This window comes from Sphingopyxis sp. GW821-FHT12C06 (assembly GCF_058807415.1).
Window position 1 is genome coordinate 476,843 of record NZ_JBXAQR010000002.1, and the last position, 17,708, is coordinate 494,550.

General features: G+C 63.0%; 18 protein-coding genes and 1 tRNA gene. 7 read left to right on the forward strand and 12 right to left on the reverse strand.

Going from position 1 to position 17,708, the window contains the following annotated elements; translation table 11 throughout:
* Nucleotides 1–45: 45 nt before the first annotated feature.
* The 5 genes from AC1RRJ_RS07680 to hisI form a co-directional block, all read right to left on the reverse strand.
* Nucleotides 46–1,557, reverse strand: coding sequence for a phospholipase D-like domain-containing protein (locus AC1RRJ_RS07680; protein ID WP_493121157.1), 1,512 nt, complete (start codon nt 1,555–1,557; stop codon nt 46–48).
* A 45-nt stretch (nt 1,558–1,602) separates the two neighbouring features.
* Nucleotides 1,603–3,405 carry an acyl-CoA dehydrogenase C-terminal domain-containing protein gene (locus AC1RRJ_RS07685; protein WP_493121158.1) on the reverse strand — a complete coding sequence of 601 codons (1,803 nt, stop codon included), beginning with the start codon at nt 3,403–3,405 and terminating at the stop codon, nt 1,603–1,605.
* Nucleotides 3,406–3,458: 53 nt separating this feature from the next.
* Nucleotides 3,459–3,890 carry a MerR family transcriptional regulator gene (locus AC1RRJ_RS07690; protein ID WP_493121159.1) on the reverse strand — a complete coding sequence of 144 codons (432 nt, stop codon included), beginning with the start codon at nt 3,888–3,890 and terminating at the stop codon, nt 3,459–3,461.
* Between the two features lie 65 nt (nt 3,891–3,955).
* The gene (locus AC1RRJ_RS07695; RefSeq protein ID WP_493121160.1) at nt 3,956–4,498 is read right to left on the reverse strand and encodes a hypothetical protein; all 543 of its coding nucleotides are present in this window, start codon (nt 4,496–4,498) and stop codon (nt 3,956–3,958) included.
* Nucleotides 4,482–4,862 (reverse strand): phosphoribosyl-AMP cyclohydrolase, encoded by a 381-nt coding sequence (gene hisI, locus AC1RRJ_RS07700; RefSeq protein WP_493121161.1) that lies wholly within the window; start codon nt 4,860–4,862, stop codon nt 4,482–4,484. Before hisI ends, AC1RRJ_RS07695 begins: the two co-directional genes overlap by 17 nt.
* Nucleotides 4,863–5,008: 146 nt before the next feature.
* On the opposite strand from hisI, the gene purF reads away from it, so the two are divergent.
* Genes purF through AC1RRJ_RS07715 form a run of 3 tightly spaced genes read left to right on the forward strand, consistent with a single transcriptional unit; the run spans nt 5,009 to nt 7,652 of the window.
* A complete protein-coding gene (gene purF / locus AC1RRJ_RS07705) occupies nt 5,009–6,466 on the forward strand; it encodes an amidophosphoribosyltransferase (protein WP_493121162.1) in 1,458 nt (485 codons plus the stop codon).
* A 4-nt stretch (nt 6,467–6,470) separates the two neighbouring features.
* Complete coding sequence (locus AC1RRJ_RS07710) at nt 6,471–7,205, forward strand: SDR family NAD(P)-dependent oxidoreductase (RefSeq protein WP_493121163.1); 735 nt, start codon at nt 6,471–6,473, stop codon at nt 7,203–7,205.
* Nucleotides 7,206–7,265: 60 nt separating this feature from the next.
* Nucleotides 7,266–7,652, forward strand: coding sequence for a hypothetical protein (locus AC1RRJ_RS07715; protein WP_493121164.1), 387 nt, complete (start codon nt 7,266–7,268; stop codon nt 7,650–7,652).
* A gap of 85 nt (nt 7,653–7,737) precedes the next feature.
* On the opposite strand, the gene AC1RRJ_RS07720 is transcribed toward AC1RRJ_RS07715, so the two are convergent.
* The 6 genes from AC1RRJ_RS07720 to AC1RRJ_RS07745 all read right to left on the reverse strand — a co-directional run bounded on the left by AC1RRJ_RS07720 (nt 7,738) and on the right by AC1RRJ_RS07745 (nt 14,737).
* Nucleotides 7,738–8,910 carry a serine hydrolase domain-containing protein gene (locus tag AC1RRJ_RS07720; RefSeq protein ID WP_493121165.1) on the reverse strand — a complete coding sequence of 391 codons (1,173 nt, stop codon included), beginning with the start codon at nt 8,908–8,910 and terminating at the stop codon, nt 7,738–7,740.
* A 17-nt stretch (nt 8,911–8,927) separates the two neighbouring features.
* On the reverse strand, nt 8,928–10,208 hold the full coding sequence (locus AC1RRJ_RS07725; protein WP_493121166.1) for a class I SAM-dependent methyltransferase: 1,281 nt from the start codon (nt 10,206–10,208) through the stop codon (nt 8,928–8,930).
* A gap of 74 nt (nt 10,209–10,282) precedes the next feature.
* On the reverse strand, nt 10,283–11,236 hold the full coding sequence (locus tag AC1RRJ_RS07730) for a metal-dependent hydrolase (RefSeq protein ID WP_493121167.1): 954 nt from the start codon (nt 11,234–11,236) through the stop codon (nt 10,283–10,285).
* Nucleotides 11,237–11,800, reverse strand: coding sequence for a hypothetical protein (locus tag AC1RRJ_RS07735; RefSeq protein WP_493121168.1), 564 nt, complete (start codon nt 11,798–11,800; stop codon nt 11,237–11,239).
* A gap of 2 nt (nt 11,801–11,802) precedes the next feature.
* Complete coding sequence (locus AC1RRJ_RS07740) at nt 11,803–12,840, reverse strand: 2-oxoacid:ferredoxin oxidoreductase subunit beta (protein WP_493121169.1); 1,038 nt, start codon at nt 12,838–12,840, stop codon at nt 11,803–11,805.
* Between the two features lie 34 nt (nt 12,841–12,874).
* Nucleotides 12,875–14,737, reverse strand: a complete 1,863-nt coding sequence (locus tag AC1RRJ_RS07745) for a 2-oxoacid:acceptor oxidoreductase subunit alpha (protein WP_493121170.1) — start codon at nt 14,735–14,737, stop codon at nt 12,875–12,877.
* 184 nt (nt 14,738–14,921) lie between these two features.
* On the opposite strand from AC1RRJ_RS07745, the gene AC1RRJ_RS07750 reads away from it, so the two are divergent.
* Nucleotides 14,922–15,863, forward strand: a complete 942-nt coding sequence (locus AC1RRJ_RS07750; protein ID WP_493121171.1) for an alpha/beta hydrolase — start codon at nt 14,922–14,924, stop codon at nt 15,861–15,863.
* Entirely contained in the window at nt 15,860–16,336 is a 477-nt protein-coding gene (locus tag AC1RRJ_RS07755) for an RNA pyrophosphohydrolase (protein ID WP_493121172.1), read from the forward strand. The genes AC1RRJ_RS07750 and AC1RRJ_RS07755 overlap by 4 nt, the downstream gene beginning before the upstream one ends.
* On the opposite strand, the gene AC1RRJ_RS07760 is transcribed toward AC1RRJ_RS07755, so the two are convergent.
* Nucleotides 16,297–16,986: a uracil-DNA glycosylase gene (locus AC1RRJ_RS07760; protein ID WP_493121809.1), complete on the reverse strand. Its 690-nt coding sequence runs from the start codon at nt 16,984–16,986 to the stop codon at nt 16,297–16,299. The genes AC1RRJ_RS07755 and AC1RRJ_RS07760 overlap by 40 nt on opposite strands.
* Before the next feature lie 23 nt (nt 16,987–17,009).
* On the opposite strand from AC1RRJ_RS07760, the gene folK reads away from it, so the two are divergent.
* Nucleotides 17,010–17,546 (forward strand): 2-amino-4-hydroxy-6-hydroxymethyldihydropteridine diphosphokinase, encoded by a 537-nt coding sequence (folK, locus tag AC1RRJ_RS07765; RefSeq protein ID WP_493121173.1) that lies wholly within the window; start codon nt 17,010–17,012, stop codon nt 17,544–17,546.
* A gap of 45 nt (nt 17,547–17,591) precedes the next feature.
* A tRNA-Lys gene (locus AC1RRJ_RS07770) sits at nt 17,592–17,667 on the forward strand.
* The last annotated feature ends 41 nt before the right edge of the window (nt 17,668–17,708 follow it).

The following is a 17,708-nucleotide window of genomic DNA, read 5'->3' on the forward strand; positions in this document are numbered from 1 at the left end:
TTGGCGGAGAGAGGCACCTCGACTTCGTTCGATGCGAACGGGAGTTCAGGTCGCCTTTCGGCCGAACGGCCTGTGCCGCCGCATCCAGTCGCGACCGCGATGCCAGCTCTTCTTCAATCCGCGCTCGGCAAAGCCCTCGAACATCGCGTCGGGACTTGTCGGGTCGAGCAGTTCGTTGTCGGCGATATATTCGTCGAGCGGCCCCGGGCTGACGAGATCGAGCAGTTCCAGCGAGCGTTCCTCGCCGCGCAGGGCCTCGATCGTCTCGATCAATGAGCCGGTGCGCACAAACTCGCGCGCGATATCACCAGGCTCGACGTCCAGATGTTCGGCCATCAAGGCTTCGCGCAGCTGTGTGATCGTCGGTTCGACGCCGCGATTGGCGGATAGCGCCGCGTCGATCGTCACGTCGCATTCGCTGTCGAGCCCCATCGAGCGGTTGTTCATGTTCGACGACCCGATGCGGATCATGCGGTCGTCAACGATCGCGGTCTTGGCATGGACATAGATGGCATCGCCGGCCTTGGTTCGCGGAAAATAGACGCGCAGCCGTTCGCCGTGCGGCGCCTTGGCGATTTCGCGCACCAGTTGCACGCGCGCCGCGTCCATGGCCATTTGCTCGAGCCAGCCGTCGGCAGTTTGCGGCATCACCATGACGAACTCGGGCGGGTCATCCTCGTTCAGCCGTTCCGCGATCGCCGCTGCGATCTTGCCGCAGGTGAAATACTGATTTTCGAAATAGATGAAGCGCTTCGCCGCAGCGATCATGTCGAGATAAAGTTGTTCGATCTCGCGGATTTCGCCGCTGTCCTGATATTTTGCGCGGGTGCGTGAGATGGCGACGTCAACGCCATGGAAATCGGGCTCCAGATCCTCCGGCCAATTTTCGCCATCGCCCTTCACGTCACGCAGCGGCTTTTTCGTCGCGCGTTTCCAGCGCTCGTTGCCAAGGTCAGCCAGCGCATTTCCAACGGGCCCCGCCAGGATCATCGTCGAATCATGCCACGGCATATAAGGCTTGCCGCTCGGCAGTTTCCGGCGTGGATCGTCGTCGCGGTGATTGCAGGTGTCCCAGCGCGCCGATCCGACGTCGATGCCGCCGCACACCGCCAGATGATCGTCGAATACCGCGACCTTTTGATGATGGCTGCACCCCAGCGGATGCGCACTGTCGAGCCGAAAGCTGATCGCGCGGGTCAGTTTCCAGCGCAGGATCATCGCGAGGATGCGCGGCACCGCAAAATGTTTGAGCCCGCCGAAGTTCCAGCGGAGAATATCGATGTCGCGCCCGGGCTGGCGATGCGCAAGGCGGAGTAGGAGATCTCCGAGCGGTTCGCCCTGCCCGCGGTCGTCGGGTTTCAAGGCGATACGCGGATCGAAATCCCAACCGATGAGGAGGATACGTTCCTTCGCGCCCTCCATCAACCGTTCGAGCAACGCATAATAGTCGGCGGCGTCGACGATCATCCGCGCCTTGTCGGCGCGCGCGATGCGCCAGCAATTGCGCCCTTCGACGACGATCGGGGTCAAGTTGCCCGGGTCTGTGCTGTCGGTCATCGCCGCCGACACGCTTGCCGGCGGCGATGGTTGCACGAAGGACGGTCAGCCGGCGTGGAACTGATCCGGCGTCAGCGCCATCATCGTCTCGCTGCCCGCTTCGATCTTGCGGCGCAGTGCCCCTGCGTCGGGCATGAAGCGTTCGGCGAAATGGCGCGCGGTGATCAGCTTAGCTTCGAGGAAGGCCTTGTCCCCGCGGCCTTCGTCGAGCGCCTTTTGCGCGGCCTCGATCATGCGCAGCCACATCAGGCCGAGCGCAACGATGCCCATGATGTGCATATAGTGATGCGCGCCAGCGCCGACATTATTGGGGTTCGTCATGCCATTCTGCATGAACCACATCGTTGCGGCCTTGAGCTCGCCATTCGCTTTTTCGAGGCTGACAGCGAAATCGGCGAAGCCCGGCTTGTCCTTGGCCGCGGCACATTCTTCGTCGATGATCGCGAACAGCGTCTGCACCGCGCGGCCGCCATTCTGGGCCAGCTTGCGGCCGACGAGATCCATCGCCTGGACGCCGTTCGCGCCCTCATAGATCATGGTGATGCGGGCATCGCGGACGTACTGCGACATGCCCTGCTCTTCGATGTAGCCGTGGCCGCCGAATACCTGCTGGGCATTGGTCGCGACGTCATAGCCCTTGTCGGTGCCATAGCCCTTGATCACCGGGGTGAGCAGGCTGACGAGGTCGTCGGCGTGCTGGCGCTCCTCCTCGGTTTCGGCGACATGCGCGAGATCGACCTGCAAGGCGCCCCAGACGCAGAGTGCCCGGAGCCCCTCGACCGTCGCCTTGCCGTCCATCAGCATGCGGCGCACGTCGGGGTGAACGAACAGCGGGTCTGCCTTTTCCTGCGGGTCCTGCGGACCGGTGAGCGCACGGCCCTGACGACGATCCTTCGCATAGGCGACAGCGTTCTGGAACGCGATATCGGCCTGCGCCAGCCCCTGAATGCCAACGCCGAGGCGCGCGGCGTTCATCATGATGAACATGGCGGCGAGGCCCTTGTTCTCGTCGCCGACCAGCCAGCCCTTCGCCCCGTCATAGTTCATGACGCAGGTCGAATTGGCGTGAATTCCCATTTTATGCTCGATCGAGCCGCACGACAGCGTGTTGCGATCGCCCAGCGAGCCGTCTTCGCCCACGAGAAACTTGGGGACAATGAACAGCGAGATGCCCTTGACGCTGTCGGGCGCGTCGGGGGTCTTGGCGAGGACGAGGTGGATGATATTGTCGGCAAGGTCATGCTCGCCCGACGAAATGAAGATCTTGGTGCCAGTAACTGCATAGCTGCCGTCGCCATTCGGAACGGCGCGCGTACGGATGAGCCCGAGATCGGTGCCGCAATGCGGTTCGGTCAGGTTCATCGTGCCGGTCCATTCGCCCGACACCATCTTGGGCACATAGATTGCCTTCAATTCGTCCGAGGCCTTGACCAGAATCGCGGCGGTCGCGCCCTGCGACAAGCCAGGATACATGGCGAAAGCCTGGTTGGCGGCGTTGCGAAACTCCTCGACGGGAAATCCGATCACATGCGGCAGACCCTGGCCGCCGAATTCCTCCGGCGAGGTCAGCAGGCCCCACCCGGCCTCGCAATAAGCTTTATAGGCCTCCTTGAAGCCCTTGGGCGTCGTGACCGAACCGTCGTCGTGGCGTGTGCAGCCTTCGAGGTCGCCCGACTGATTGATCGGAAAGAGGACTTCTTCGCAGAATTTTCCGGCTTCGGTCATCACCGCCTCGATCATGTCGGGGGTCGCGTTGGCGAAACCGGGAAGATTGGCGTAGCGCTCGATCCCCAGCACTTCGTTGAGTTGAAACAGCGTGTCTTGAACCGGAGCGCGATAAGCGGGCATGATGTATCTTTCTGGAAAGCAAGAGGTTGACGGTGTTGCTCGCCTGGGGAGGCTCAGCCGGCCTTGTGACCAGCGTCGACTTTCTTCACCATGTCGATGAAGCGTGACAGCTCATCTACAGCACTGTCAATATCGTCGCGCTGGCGACGCAGCAAGGCAATACGTTGCTGGCATTTTTCGACCGTCACTTGGCGCTGCAGCTTGCGGCCGTCGCCGACGTCGTAAAGGTCGATCATCTCGCGAATGTCGGCAAGGCTGAAACCCGTCCGCTTGGCGCGCAAGATCCACGCCAGCCGCGCGCGGTCGCGTTTAGAATAGATGCGCGACAATCCCTTGCGCGACGGACTGATCAGCCCTTCATCCTCATAGAAACGCAGCGCACGAGCGGTCACGCCGAACTCGGACGACAGGTCGGTTATGCTGAAATGCTCGCGGCCCAGATGATCGGGCGTGTCGATATGGGCGTGGCCGTAGTCGTCCGTCATGCCGGAAAGATTAGTTTCCGTTGACGTGAACGTCAAGGGCAACGAAAATGAAGGAGAACTATAGTTCAGGCCCCGCAAGGCCGGACGACATTGCCCTGCCCGTCGCCAATCTGCAAGCCCCTCGCGTCGGCTTCGGACCAGCTTATGCGCGGCAGGCGCAGCCCGGCAAGCGACGCGCGCTGGGGGCACACGCGCTGACATGCTGGCGGCAGACTGCCGGGTAGCTGCAACTCATCCTCTTCCTCATGCGCCCGCGTCTCGCAGCCTTCGGCTCCGGCGAAACGCAGTCGCCAGCCCTTGCCGTCGCGGGTCATCGCCCCGTGGGCGGTGCACGACAGGCCCGGGCCGAACGCCGCGGTCAGCGCAAAACGCCACTGCCCCGCTCCATCGGGAACGACGCACATCGCATCGCGGCCAAGATCATGCGCGCGTTCGAACACTCCGGTCGGAACCGGCGTCCCGGGCCGGACGATCCCGCGTTCGCGCGCGGCAATCTCCAACGGATTGGCGGTATCGACCCGCCTGTCTTCAGCTTCGGGTGCCGGACGTCCGCATCCGGCGAGCAGCAGCGCCGCAGCGAACAGCGCCGTGCTAGCCGTGCGCATCATCGTCCAGAAAGGTTAGTCGGCCATCAGCCTCGACCCGGCGATAAAAGCACGACCGGCGCCCTGTGTGGCAAGCAGGACCCGCGGGCGTCACACGCAGCAGCAGCGCATCCTGATCGCAGTCGACGCGCATCTCGACCAGGGTCAGGCCATTGCCCGAGGTTTCGCCCTTGCGCCACATTGCGGCACGCGAGCGCGACCAGAAATGCGCCTGCCCCGTTGACTGGGTCAGCGCGATCGCCTCGGCATTCATATGCGCGACCATCAGCAACACGCCGCTCGTCGCATCGGTTACGATCGCGGTCACCAGCCCTGAGGCATCGAATCGCGGGAGAAACTGGTCGGTGCGGTCGCGCTTATCATCCATAATCCGCGCTTTAGAGCAGGAAGAAAGCCCCTGTCACGCCATGGTTCATCGCCCTTCGAAAAGAAGGGGGAATATGGGGGGCGACATTTGCGATTACCGTCCCTATATGCGCCCCAGTCACTGCCCCCCCTAGCTGCTGGACTGACATGCTCACCACTCATCCTTTCGATGACGACAAACTCCGCGAAGAGTGTGGCGTCTTTGGTATTCATGGCGCCGATAGCGCCGCCGCCGTCGTGGCACTGGGGCTTCACGCCCTGCAACATCGTGGTCAGGAGGCCGCGGGCGTCACCGCCTTTGACGGCAAGGATTTCCACACCCACCGCGCGATGGGCCATGTTGCAGGCAATTTCGACCGCGACGATATCATGCGCCAGCTCGAGGGCGCCTCGTCGATCGGACATGTCCGCTATTCGACGACCGGCGAAACCGCGCTGCGCAACGTCCAGCCGCTATACGCCGATCTCGCCACGGGTGGCTTCGCGATTGCGCACAATGGCAATATCTCCAACGCGACGGCCCTGCGCAAGATTCTGGTCCGCCGCGGTTCTATCTTTCAGTCGACCAGCGATACCGAGGTGATCATCCACCTTGTCGCGACGTCGAAATATCGCACCCTTCTCGATCGCTTCATCGACGCACTGAAGCAGGTCGAGGGCGCTTATTCGCTCGTCTGCCTGACCGCGGAGGGCATGATTGGCTGCCGCGATCCGCTGGGTATCCGTCCGCTCGTTATCGGCAAGCTTGGCGATGCCTTTATCTTTGCGTCGGAAAGCGTCGCGCTCGACGTCGTTGGCGCCGAATTCCTTCGCTCGGTCGAACCAGGCGAACTCGTCATTGTCCGCGACGGCGAACTGACCTCGCACCGCCCGTTCGCCGAACGGCCCGCGCGCCCCTGCATCTTCGAATATGTCTATTTCTCGCGTCCCGATTCGATCGTCGACGGCACGAGCGTCTATTCGGTGCGCAAGGCGATCGGCGCAGAACTGGCGCGCGAAAATCCGGTCGATGCCGACCTGATCATCCCCGTCCCCGATTCGGGAACCCCCGCCGCGCTCGGCTATGCGCAGGAATCGGGCATTCCCTTTGAACTCGGTATCATCCGCTCGCACTATGTCGGGCGCACCTTCATCCAGCCGGGCGACAAGGTCCGCCATTTGGGCGTCAAGCTGAAGCACAATGCAAACAAGGCATTGATTGCCGGCAAGCGCGTCGTGCTGATCGACGATTCGATCGTGCGCGGGACGACCAGCCTGAAAATCGTGCAGATGATGCGTGATGCCGGCGCGACCGAGGTGCATATGCGCATCGCCAGCCCGCCGACCCAGCACAGCTGTTTTTATGGTGTCGATACACCCGAACGCGCCAAGCTGCTCGCAGCGCAGATGACGGTCGACCAGATGGCAAATTTCATCAATGCCGACAGCCTGGCGTTCGTGACGATCGACGGGCTCTATCGTGCATTGGGCGAGGTCAAGCGCAACGACGATGGCCCGCAATATTGCGACGCCTGCTTCACCGGCGACTATCCGACCACGCTGACCGATTTCGATGAGCATAGCCTCGAAGATCAATTTTCGATGCTTGCCGAACGGGTTGTCTGACACAATGACCAACGTGACTGAAGAATTGGCGGGCCAGGTTGCGCTCGTCACCGGGGCAAGCCGTGGCATCGGCGAAGCCATCGCCGAATCGCTTGCGGCACGCGGCGCGCACGTCGTCATCACCGCACGCACTGCGGGCGGCCTTGAGGCGCTGGAAGACCGCATCCACGAACGCGGCGGCAGCGCGACGATCGCTCCGCTCGACCTGACCGACGGCGACAGCATCGCCCGCCTCGCCAGCGCAATGGCCGAGCGTTGGCAAAAGCTCGACATGCTGGTGCTCAACGCCGCGATGCTGGGCACACTGACCCCCGTCGCCGCGATCGACGGCAAGGAATTCAACAAGCTGCTGACGCTCAACCTGATCGCGCAACAAGCGTTGATCGCCAATTTCGACCCGCTGCTCCGCCGCGCCGAGAATGGCCGCCTGCTTGCACTATCGAGCAGCCTCGCCCGCGAACCGCGTGCCTATTGGGGTGCTTATGCGGCGTCGAAGGCGGCGTTCGAGACGCTGGTGACGAGCTATGGTGCCGAAATGCGCAATATCTCGACCGTCCGCACAGCGATCCTCGACCCCGGCGGTACGCGTACGCAGATGCGCGCGCGCGCCTATCCCGGCGAAGACGCGCAGAGCATCAAGGAACCGGCAGCAGTCGGCGAATTTGTCGCCAGGCTGATGCTCGATGGCTTTGACAGCACCGCCTTTCACGTGCTGCCCAAGGTGATGGAACAAGCTTAACGCCATTTTTGCTTTCCCATGCTAGGCGGTCCGCCGAATATGGGTTGCAAAGGCTTTGAAATGATCAACAATATCGTGCGTCCGGCGCTTGCCGCCGTGGCCGGCATCTTCGTTGCCTTCGGGCTGATCTGGCTCGCCCAATATGCTGGCAGCGAGTTTGCGCCCGCCGAATATGACGTCGCAACGGGTGAGATACTGATCCCGCTCGGCTCGACCGTCGCACTGATCATTGGCTGGTTCATCGGTGCATTTGCAGGTGGGTGGCTGGCTATGCGCGCATCGGGCGGGACCGGCGCGGGCTGGGTCGTTGCAGGCTCCGTGATCGGGGCGGCAATTTACACCGCCACCGACTTTTCCGACGCCTGGTGGATCATGGCGCTCGGTACGCTTGTTCCGCTGGCTGCGGCCTGGCTGGCGCAGCGCGCGACGGCGACCGTCGCCGAGTGATATCCGTCGCCCCCGCGAAGACGGTGTGTCGTTGGCAACCTTGCGCCGAGCCCATGGCGGCCCCCGCTTTCGCGGGGGCGACGCCTCATTTGGCTTCCTTGTCCACCGCTGCCTGCACGGTCTTGTAAAAGGCCTCACGCGCGGCGCCGACACCTTCAGGATCGGTCGCGGTCGGCCAGTTGCCGTTCGACGCGATCACCAGCTTGCGCTTCGGATCAATGAAGATACCCTGGCCGAAAATGCCCTGCGCGGCGAAGCTGCCGTCGTCGTTGGTCCACCATTGGTAGCCGTAACCGCGTCCAGGAACATCGATTCCGGCCTGCTTGGTCGTCGCCGCGGCGAGCCAGCCGTCGGGCAAGACCTTTTTACCGCCTGCAACGCCGCCACCGAGGATGAACTGGCCGAAACGCGCATAATCCTTAAGGCTGGCCGATACGCAGCAACCGCTGATCTCGTGCCCCGTAGCGCCGAGCATCCACACCGCGTCCTGCTCCATCCCGAACGGTCCCCAGACCTTTTCGGACAGATAGTCGGACAGACTCTTTCCGGTCGCGCTCGACACGAGGACGCCGATCAAATTGGTCTCGCCAGTCTTGTAGACCCACTTCGATCCCGCGGGCGCCTCGCGCGGCAAGGTCTTCATATAGCTGACGGTTATGTCCTCACCTGCCACCGGTTTTTGCAGGTTGAACAGCGCGACGTCGGACTTGGGATCGGTATAGTCCTCGTTCCATTTGACCCCCGACGTCATGGTGAGCAGCTGCTCGACGCTGACATCGTCATAGGCCGAGCCCTTTAGGCCCGGAATATAGACGGTCACCTTGTCGTCGAGGCTCTTGATAAGGCCATCCTTCACCGCCGCGCCGACGAGGGTCGAAGTGAAGCTCTTGGCGACCGAGAAGCTGGTCCAGCGGTCGGCGGGCCCGAAACCAAGCGCATATTTCTCGAGCCGGACCTTACCGTCCTGGAGGATGATCAGGCCGGCATTGCGCTGTTTCGTCATATGGGCATCGACGTCGATACCAAGATCGATCGGCTTGCCTTCGGGAAGCGGGTAGACCGAATTGCCCGCGCGGATCGTATTGACGACGACCTTGGGGACTTTCTCCATCGTGCGGAAAGCGGCGTCGCGTTGGTCCTGGCTCCAAAACAGCACATTCTGATCCTTTGGCAGATTTTCGGTCGTCTGGGTCGGCGCGGGCGCACTGCATCCCGCCGTCGCTGCGCACAGCAGCGCCGCGGCCAAATATCTTCGCATTCGGTAATCTCCCATATTTATGCTGTTTTTTCCAAAGTGACCTGCGCAACGTCGATGCCGCCGCCGCGAAAGCCCCCCTCGCAATATTGCAAATAATAACGCCATAGCCGCACGAAACGGTCGTCAAAGCCGGCAGGAAGCCCATCGGCCGCGACCACCGCATCGAAGCGCTCGCGCCATTGCCGCAGCGTTTCGGCATAGTCGCCACCGAAGCGGCGCACGTCGCGCCATGCCAGCCCGCGCTCTTCGGCGAGGCTGCGGAAGCGGCTCTCGGAGATCAGGCAGCCGCCGGGGAAAATATAGGCCTGGATGAAGTCGCTGCTTGCCGCATAGCGTTCGAACAGCGCGTCGTTGATCATTATATACTGGATCGCCGCCTTGCCGCCGGGGCGTAACAACCGGGCGATCGCGTCGAGATAGGCAGGCCAATAGGCCTGCCCCACCGCCTCGACCATTTCGACGCTGGCAATGGCGTCATAGGGGCCCTGCGCGTCACGATAATCGCAGATTTCGATCCCCGAACGCCCCGACAGATCGATCGCATGCAATCGCGCGTCGGCGATTTCTGCCTGCGACGGCGACAGGGTGATGCCGGTGTAGATCACATCGTGGCGCTCGACCGCGCGCTCGGCGAGTGCTCCCCAGCCGCAACCGATTTCGAGCAGCCGTCCTCCCGACCGCAGGTCGAGCCGGTCGAGGATCGCGTCGACCTTTGCCGCTTGCGCCTCTTCCAGCGATTGGCCCGGATTGGTGAACAGCGCGCTCGAATAATTCATCGCCGTGTCGAGCCACAAGCGATAGAAATCATTACCTAAATCATAGTGGGCATGAATGTTTCGCCTCGCCCCACGCCGATCGTTGCGGCGCAGCGCATGGATCGCTTTGTAGATCCAGCGCGACGGCCCGTGCGCGCGGCCGACGTCGCCCAAGGCTTCGCCGTTGCGCATGAACAGGTCGAACAGCGGCACCGGGTCGGGCGAAGACCACTCGCCCTTTTCCCACGCGCGATACCAGCCGACCGATCCCGACACGGCGAGCCGCGCAAACGACGCCCAATGGTGGAGATGGACGACAGCGACCGGCCCTTTGCCGCGCCCACCGAGCAAACGGACGCTTTGGTCCGGAAGCGTCACCTCGATCGTGCCCTGGGCGAGCCCGGCATCGATCCGGTCGAGCATGCTATGAAAGACGCTCGCCGGTGCCAGCACGATCAGTCGCGCCAGCATGCCACCCGAGCGATAAGCCCGGTCTGCGCGCAACAATTGCCTGCCGCGGCTGGGGCTGACATGCGTGTTCATTGCCCCTTCCTGCCTTAAATGCAGCGTCCTGACAATCGCTTGTAGTGCGCCTTCACAACGTCATCGAAACCCGTTCATTCCGGGTGGCTCGCCGTATCCGGCGCGGTCAGCCGGACCTCGAACCGACTCTGCGCCAGCGGGTGCATATAGCGTTGGTCGCGGATCAGGATGGCTTCGCCGTCGGACCGTGCGACGGGCATCCGTGCCCAGAACAAAAAGGCGCGCGCCGCCGGATCGGCCTTCACCCACGTCGCGAGGCGCACATCGTCCATCCCGATGGGTTCGCCGGTGATACGGAGTTGCCCACCCACCCCGGGAACAAAGCTGCCGCTCCCGTAGCGATCGGCCGTGCGCCAGAAGATATCGCGCTTCCAGAAGGTCAGGGGCGGCGGGCTCGCGACGACCAGTGCATCGCCCTGCCCGCTGCCGCCCAGCGCCGACTTCGCCATTTTCTCGGCAGCCCCGGTGATCAGGCCGTTGGCAAAAATATAGGCGCAGACGACAGTGAAGCCGACCCACGCCGGTCGCTGCCAGTTCGGGCGCCCACGCCGTTCATGTCGCAGGGACAGCCAGACCGACAATGCGAGCGCGATCCATATCCACAGATCGATGATGAACAAGGTGTCGCCATAGAACCATTGCGACGAAAAGGGCTCGAGCAGGCGAACGCCATAGTTGTTGAGCCAGTCGAGCGCCGGATGGCTGAGGCAGCCGATATAGGCGAGCGCGAGCAGCCAGCTTTTGTCGATCGGGAGCCGTTCGGCGGGCCGCTTTTCGCGCCGCGTCTGCCAGCGGTCAAAGGCGATCATCGCGGCCCACAGCAGGATCGGCAGCACCAGCACCGCGATCGGGCCGTGGGTAATTCCGCGCCGCATCGACAGCGATTCAATGCCATAGATGGCACAGCTCGCATCGATATCCGGAAGGTTTGCCGCGATGATCAGCGTCGGCATCGCGAGGCCAGTCTTTTTCTTGAGTCCCATTTGCCCAAGAACGGCGCCAACAAGGCTGTGGGTCAGATTGTCCATCTAGACAGACAGCCGCTCTTTACCCGAGACGCATATGACAGGGCTCCCCTTGCGCCATTCGTCATCGTCAACCTTGGTGACGCGCTTTTTACCCTGCGCATAGAGCTGCTTCAACGGCTCCCAATCCTCTTTCCCGGCCGCTTCCTGTTCTACGCAGAATAGCCCCATTTCGTTTTCCCAATCCCAATGATTTGCAAAGTGGCCAGTCGCACCCTTGTCGTCAAACGGACTTGCCACAAGGAGGAAGCGGACGCCCCTTTGCCATACCGCATGAAAACTATGCGCGGTGAAACGGATCGTCAGGCGCCGTTCGGTTGGCGCACCACCGAGGTGCCGCAACACCTTGACCCGCGCTTCGTAGAGCTCGGCCATGCAGATGGACTCTGCCGGATCCTCCTCGGTGCTCGAACCCGGGCAAACCGCAGGAAAGCCAATGAACTTGGCGGGGCTCGTAACTTGAACAAGCAGCGTGGATGGCCCGGCCGTCTCTTCCGCCCGAACCGCCGGGGCCGCGATTGCAGCCACGATCAGGAGCGGGCCGATCGATCGAACGGCCCCGCCCATGATCAGAGTTCCGGGCCGCCTTCGGTGACGGTCCAGGTCTGCCCCTTTTTGAGCAGACTCTGCAGATCGGCTGTCTTGCCTTCGGCGGCCGCCTTGTTCTGGCGCCAGACGTCGGCTTCGAAGGTTGGGCGCGGGTCGTCATAGAGAACACCGAGCGCCATCGGGAATTCGCCGAAGCGCATCTCGACGAGCATGTGCGCGACGCTGCGGTTGGTGACGTCATGGACGATCACGCCCGCCGCCTGCCAGTCGCCATCGACGATATCGACGGTCTTGAGATGCAGCGCCTCGGCGTCGAGGGCAATGCCCTTGGTGCCCTTGGCATAGATCATCGGCTCGCCATTCTTGAGCCAGAGCTGGCGATCCTCGGCGCCCTTCGGCGCCGCGAAATCCTCGAACACGTCTTTGTTATAGACGATACAGTTCTGGAAAATCTCAATAAAGGCAGCACCCTTGTGGGCGTGTGCTGCTTTCAGCACGTTCGGCAGTTCCTTCGACACGTCAAAACCGCGAGCAACGAATCGCGCGCCGGCGCCGAGCGCGAAGGCGGCGGGCTGCGCCGGACGATCGACCGAACCATAGGGCGTCGACGGGCTTGTCGTGCCGACGCGGCTGGTCGGCGAATATTGCCCCTTTGTAAGGCCATAGATCTCGTTGTTGAACAGCATGATCTGGCAATCCAGATTGCGGCGGATCAGGTGCATCGTGTGGTTGCCACCGATCGACAGCCCGTCGCCGTCGCCAGTGACGATCCAGATGTCGAGGCCCGGGTTGGCGAGCTTCAACCCCGTCGCAAACGCGGGCGCGCGGCCGTGGATCGTGTGGAAGCCATAGGTTTCCATATAATAGGGGAAACGCGACGAGCAGCCGATGCCGCTGATGAACACGGTATTTTCGGGCGCAGTGCCGATTTCGGGCATGGTGCGCTGCACCGCCTTCAGGATCGCATAGTCGCCGCAACCGGGGCACCAACGCACTTCCTGGTCGGTTTCCCAGTCCTTGAGCGTCGTCGTCTTGGCGATGGTGGTCATCTCGTTCATCTGCGTTTCCTTTTGGGACAACAACGCTTGCGCGTCAGCCCAGCGCCCCATCAATGGCGGCTTCGATTTCCGCGATGGTGAAGGGCTGGCCCGACACCTTGTTCACCGGCCTGGCATCGACCAGATACTGGTCGCGCAGCACGGTCTTGAGCTGGCCCGTGTTCATTTCGGGTACGATCACCTTGTCGTAGCTCTTCAGCAGCTCGCCGAGATTGGCGGGCAGCGGCCAGATATGGCGAATATGGATATGGCTGACGTCGGCGCCTTCGGCGCGCTTGCGACGCACCGCCTGATGGATCGGGCCAAAGGTCGAGCCCCAGCCGACGACCGCGAGCTTGCCGCCCTCGGCGCCCAGTTCGACGATCTGGTCGGGGACCTTGATGCCGTCGATCTTGTTCTTGCGGATGTAGGTCATCGCCTGATGATTTTCGGGCGCATAGTTGATGTGCCCGGTGTCGAGTTCCTTCTCGATCCCGCCGATGCGATGGAGCAGCCCGGGCGTGCCGGGCTTCACCCACGGGCGCTTGAGATTTTCGTCGCGGCCATAGGGCTTGAACCCGCCCTCGGGCACTTCGGTCAAAAATTCGACCGGGAAATCGTCATAGGTGGTGAGGTCGGGCACTGCCCAAGGCTCGGCAGCATTGGCGATATAGCCGTCGGTGAGCAGCATCACCGGGGTCATATATTGCACCGCGATACGCACCGCCTCGATCGCGCATTCGAACGCGTCGCCCGGCGAGCGCGCCGAGACCACGGGCATCGGGGCGTCGCCGTTGCGGCCATAGACCGCCTGATAGAGGTCGGACTGCTCGGTCTTGGTCGGCAGGCCGGTCGAGGGACCGCCGCGCTGCGAATTGACGATGATCAGCGGAAGCTCGGTCATGATCGCGAGGCCCATCGCCTCGCCCTTCAGTGCGATGCCGGGCCCCGAAGAGCTGGTGACGCCGAGCGAACCGCCATAGCTGGCGCCGATCGCCGAGCAGATGGCGGCGATTTCGTCCTCGGCCTGAAAGGTCGTGACGTCATATTCCTTGAGCCGCGACAGATGATGCAAGATCGCCGACGCGGGCGTGATCGGATAGCCGCCAAAGAACATCGGCAGCTTGGCCAGCTGTGCGCCGGCGACGAGGCCGAGCGCGATGCCCTCGGCGCCCGTCAGCGTACGATAGAGACCGGGCGCCACCGGTGCCGGATCGACATGATGCTGCTTGAGCGGGCCCGCAAGCTCGGCGGTTTCGCCATAGGCATGGCCGGCGTTAAGCGCCGCGATATTGGCCGCAGCGAGATCGGGTGCCTTGGCGAATTTGCCATTGAGCCAGTCGACGAGCGGCGCGCGATCGCGGTCGAACATCCAGAGCGCCAGCCCCAGCGTCCACATGTTCTTGCAACGCAGCGCTTCCTTGTTGCCGAGCCCGAAAGGCTTCACGGCGTCCATCGTCAGCTGGCTGATGTTGAGCTTGAGCAGCTGCCATCTGGCGAGGCTGCCGTCCTCGAGCGGGTTCGACTCATACTTCGCCTTGGCGAGGTTGCGGTCGTTGAACTCGCCTTCGTCGGCGATGATCAGGCCGCCCTGCTTGAGCTGGGGCACGTTGGTCTTGAGCGCTGCGGGGTTCATCGCCACGAGCACGTCAGGCGCATCGCCCGCGGTGTCGATCGCCGACGATCCGAAATTGATCTGGAACGCCGAGACGCCGAACAATGTCCCCTGTGGCGCGCGGATTTCGGCGGGAAAATCGGGGAAGGTCGCAAAGTCATTGCCCGCCAGCGCCGACGAAAGGGTGAACTGACCACCGGTCAGCTGCATCCCGTCGCCGGAGTCTCCAGCAAATCGCACCACCACTGCATCGGAAAGGGGGGACGGGGACGTCGCTGCCCGGTCCTCTACCGCTGTCGCCATTGTCTTTTCTGCCTCAAATTTTGCCGACCTGTAACATGGGCCTAGGCCCGTCCGCGCCAAGCCGCAATTCAGAAAAAATTGTGCGCCGCAAAGCGGAAGAGCGCGGTCGGTTTCAATTCGCCATTGAATATTGCCCTGCGATGCCGAATAGCTGCGTCCGAACATAGAGTGAGGGATCAGCAGCATGACCGACGGCACGCCCCATTATACCCGCCCCGATGTGGCGGTTTTTCTGGCCTTCCTGAACGCACAGGCCGGCCCGAAGATGGAGGAACTGCCGCCCGAAGCGGCGCGCGAGATGTTCCGGGTAATGGGGCAGATGGCCGATGTTCCGCGCGGCGAGATCGCGCATGTCGAGGACCGGACAATCCCCGGCCCCGCGGGCGATATCCCAATCCGCATCTATGACAATCGCCCCGCCCGGGAAGCCGGACCGGTGATGGTTTTCTATCATGGCGGCGGCTGGGTAATCGGCGATCTGAACACCCATGATCCCTATTGCGCCGAGGCGGCGCGGATACTCGATATGCCTGTGATCGCGGTCGATTATCGCCTCGCCCCCGAACACCCCTTCCCCGCCGCGCCCGAGGATTGCGAAGCCGCGACGCGCTGGGTCGCCGACAATATCCCTTGCACCGGGCTGGTCCTGTCGGGCGAAAGCGCGGGCGGCAATCTGACCATCGCGACCGCGCTGACGCTGCGCGACAAGCCGGCGTCGAAACCGGTGATTGCAATCCACCCCATCTATCCCGCCGTCACGACGCACAATGACTGGCAAAGCTACCGCGATTTCGGTGAAGGCCATTTGCTGACCGAGGGCAGCATGATCTGGTTCGGCAACCAGTATGCCGCCGATCCCGCAGACTATCGCGCAGCGCCGCTGGACTTTCCCGCCGAGGGCCTGCCGCCGACGCTGCTGGTTACCGCCGGCCTCGACCCGTTGCGCGATCAAGGCCGCGCCTATGCTGCGAAATTGATCGAAGCGGGCGTGCCGACCACCTATCGCGAGGCGAAAGGCAGCATCCACGGCTATATCAATCTGGCGCAGGCCATTCCCAGCGCGCAGGATGATATCCGCGGCGCGCTGACCACGCTCAAGGCGATCGTCGCCGAAGCCAGCGCATGACGGACCATAGCGCCCTTCCCTATCGCCCCTGCGCCGGGGTGATGCTGGCGAACCGCGAGGGCCGCGTCTTCGTCGGCCAGCGGCTCGATACGTCGAGCGAGGCTTGGCAAATGCCGCAGGGCGGAATCGACCCCGGCGAAGATGCCGAAATGGCGGCGATTCGCGAGCTCGGCGAAGAAACCGGCGTCCATGGCGGGCTGGTGGAGATTATCGCGCGCAGCCGCGAGGAATATTTCTACGACCTCCCCGACGAACTGATCGGCAAGATGTGGGGCGGGAAATATCGCGGCCAGCGCCAATACTGGTTCCTGATGCGCTTCATGGGGCAGGACAGCGACATCAATATCCACACCAAACATCAGGAATTTCGTGCTTGGCGCTGGTCGGAGCTGGACGAGATCGAGAAATTGATCGTCCCGTTCAAGCGCGTGCTTTACCGCGGGTTGATCGAGGAATTCGGCCCGCTGGTTTGACCCTTCAGCGTCAGCGCAGTGCGAAAGACATCGGCGAACATCGCGGGCGTCAGCCGCCCGGTGTTCGTGTTGTAGCGCGAGCAATGATAGCTATCGATCAAGTGTCGCCCATCGGCCAGCGCATGCACCGCGCCGTGCGCGAAAGGATGCACGGCGAGTCGCTCGCCGGCGGCGCGTAGCGCCGCGTCGTGAGCGATGCGGCCAAGCGCTATGATCACCCGCACCTTCGGCAGCGCCGCGAGCTGCGCTTCGAAGAAAGGACGGCACGCCGCAATCTCCTGCGGCGTCGGCTTGTTCTGTGGCGGCAGGCATTTGACGCTGTTGACGATGATCGCACCATTGAGCGTCAGCCCATCGTCGATACGGGCGCCGTAGCGCCCTTCGCTGAGCCCGAATTCGGCGAGCGTCGCGAACAGCAGATCGCCGGCATAGTCACCGGTAAAAGGCCGCCCAGTGCGGTTGGCGCCATGCTTTCCGGGTGCAAGCCCTGCAAAAGTAAGCCACGCGCCCGGATCACCGAAAACATGCACCGGCGCGTTCCACCAATCGGGATGCTCCGCCCGGCACTCAGCGCGTAGCCGGACGAGTCGCGGGCAGCGCGGACAATCGCGCGGCGGCTCGGTGCCGGGCAAGGGGCTACCAATCTCCACCGTGCTGCGATAGGCGCTGCGGCATGCCCGATGCAACGGCCTCCCCCGCTATTCCTCTGCCGCTCTACGCGATTGGCCTCGGCTCCAATCGCCGCCATGTCCTTCATGGTGACCCGCGTCAGGTGCTGATGGCCGCGTTCGCTGCGCTCGAAAGCGAGGATATCGAACCGGTCGACGCCAGCCCGATCATCGCCAGCGCCCCGATTGGCCCGTCGCGGCGCCGATATGCGAATGCAGTGGCACTCGTCGCCTCGCCGCTCGGCCCGCCCGCAATGCTGGACCGGCTGCAGGCGATCGAATCGGCGTTCGGACGCCGGACCGGCCAGCGCTGGAGTGCCCGCACGCTCGACCTCGATATATTGCTGTGGTCGGGCGGCACCTGGTCCGATGCCAGGCTCACCATTCCGCACCCGGCCATGACCGAACGGCGCTTCGTCCTCGATCCGCTGGCCGTGATTGCGCCCGATTGGCGCCATCCGGTTGCGGCCCGCACCGTTCGCCAGCTGATGTCGCAACTTACGCGCGCCAAGCCGGTTGACCAGAGCGCATCATCGCTCTAGGGCGACCGCTCACTTCGCGCACTGACCCATGTCGGCGCCGCGTTGGGGCCCTTAGCTCAGTCGGTAGAGCAACTGACTTTTAATCAGTAGGTCGCTGGTTCGAACCCAGCAGGGCTCACCATATCTTTGGTCGATATCTCAAAACCGGTTCGCCTTGGCGGC

Bases quoted from the DNA above. Each gene is read 5' to 3' on its own strand.
- AC1RRJ_RS07730 (WP_493121167.1), bottom strand. From the start codon at position 11,236: ATGGACAATCTGACCCACAGCCTTGTTGGCGCCGTTCTTGGGCAAATG.
- AC1RRJ_RS07725 (WP_493121166.1), bottom strand. From the start codon at position 10,208: ATGAACACGCATGTCAGCCCCAGCCGCGGCAGGCAATTGTTGCGCGCA.
- purF (WP_493121162.1), top strand. From the start codon at position 5,009: ATGCTCACCACTCATCCTTTCGATGACGACAAACTCCGCGAAGAGTGT.
- AC1RRJ_RS07685 (WP_493121158.1), bottom strand. From the start codon at position 3,405: ATGCCCGCTTATCGCGCTCCGGTTCAAGACACGCTGTTTCAACTCAAC.
- AC1RRJ_RS07680 (WP_493121157.1), bottom strand. From the start codon at position 1,557: ATGACCGACAGCACAGACCCGGGCAACTTGACCCCGATCGTCGTCGAA.
- AC1RRJ_RS07710 (WP_493121163.1), top strand. From the start codon at position 6,471: ATGACCAACGTGACTGAAGAATTGGCGGGCCAGGTTGCGCTCGTCACC.
- AC1RRJ_RS07735 (WP_493121168.1), bottom strand. From the start codon at position 11,800: ATGGGCGGGGCCGTTCGATCGATCGGCCCGCTCCTGATCGTGGCTGCA.
- AC1RRJ_RS07720 (WP_493121165.1), bottom strand. From the start codon at position 8,910: ATGCGAAGATATTTGGCCGCGGCGCTGCTGTGCGCAGCGACGGCGGGA.
- AC1RRJ_RS07715 (WP_493121164.1), top strand. From the start codon at position 7,266: ATGATCAACAATATCGTGCGTCCGGCGCTTGCCGCCGTGGCCGGCATC.
- folK (WP_493121173.1), top strand. From the start codon at position 17,010: ATGCCCGATGCAACGGCCTCCCCCGCTATTCCTCTGCCGCTCTACGCG.
- AC1RRJ_RS07690 (WP_493121159.1), bottom strand. From the start codon at position 3,890: ATGACGGACGACTACGGCCACGCCCATATCGACACGCCCGATCATCTG.
- AC1RRJ_RS07750 (WP_493121171.1), top strand. From the start codon at position 14,922: ATGACCGACGGCACGCCCCATTATACCCGCCCCGATGTGGCGGTTTTT.
- AC1RRJ_RS07695 (WP_493121160.1), bottom strand. From the start codon at position 4,498: ATGATGCGCACGGCTAGCACGGCGCTGTTCGCTGCGGCGCTGCTGCTC.
- AC1RRJ_RS07740 (WP_493121169.1), bottom strand. From the start codon at position 12,840: ATGAACGAGATGACCACCATCGCCAAGACGACGACGCTCAAGGACTGG.
- AC1RRJ_RS07755 (WP_493121172.1), top strand. From the start codon at position 15,860: ATGACGGACCATAGCGCCCTTCCCTATCGCCCCTGCGCCGGGGTGATG.
- hisI (WP_493121161.1), bottom strand. From the start codon at position 4,862: ATGGATGATAAGCGCGACCGCACCGACCAGTTTCTCCCGCGATTCGAT.
- AC1RRJ_RS07745 (WP_493121170.1), bottom strand. From the start codon at position 14,737: ATGGCGACAGCGGTAGAGGACCGGGCAGCGACGTCCCCGTCCCCCCTT.